The sequence below is a fragment of the Mycobacterium sp. 852002-51971_SCH5477799-a genome, from assembly GCF_001667145.1.
Taxonomy (GTDB): Bacteria; Actinomycetota; Actinomycetes; order Mycobacteriales; family Mycobacteriaceae; genus Mycobacterium.
Map to the genome: position 1 here is coordinate 1 of NZ_LZIF01000051.1, position 536 is coordinate 536.

The 536-nt window shown below is 72.0% G+C and carries 1 pseudogene; it reads left to right on the forward strand.

The annotated features are described in order from the left end of the window. Window positions 1–536, forward strand: a pseudogene (locus A5753_RS06280) (AMP-binding protein); the annotation flags it as partial.

A 536-nucleotide genomic window follows, 5' to 3' on the forward strand; every position in this document is an offset into this window, starting at 1 on the left:
GTGGCGGGTTGGCTTATGGCTATGTGGGTCGGGCGGGGTTGACCGGGTCGCGGTTTGTGGCGTGTCCCTTCGCCGGGCCCGCGGCGCCGGGGCAGCGGATGTATCGGACCGGGGATCTGGTGTGGTGGCGCGCTGATGGGCAGCTGGATTATCTGGGCCGCGCCGATGAGCAGGTCAAGATCCGCGGCTACCGGATCGAGCTGGGCGAGATCCAGGCCGCCCTGACCGGGCTGGACGGGGTGGACCAGGCGGTGGTGATCGCCCGTGAGGACCAGCCCGGCACCCGCCGGCTGGTCGGCTACATCACCGGGGGCGCCGACCCCACAACGGCGCGCGCCGCGCTGGCCGAGCGGTTGCCCGAGCATATGGTGCCGGCCGCGGTGGTGGCGCTTGACGCGTTGCCGTTGACGGCCAACGGCAAACTCGACACCCGCGCGCTGCCCGCCCCGGACTACACCGGCGCCGGGCGCTACCGCGCCGCGGGCGATGCGGTCGAAGAGATCTTGGCCGGCATTTATGCCGAGGTCCTGGGTGTC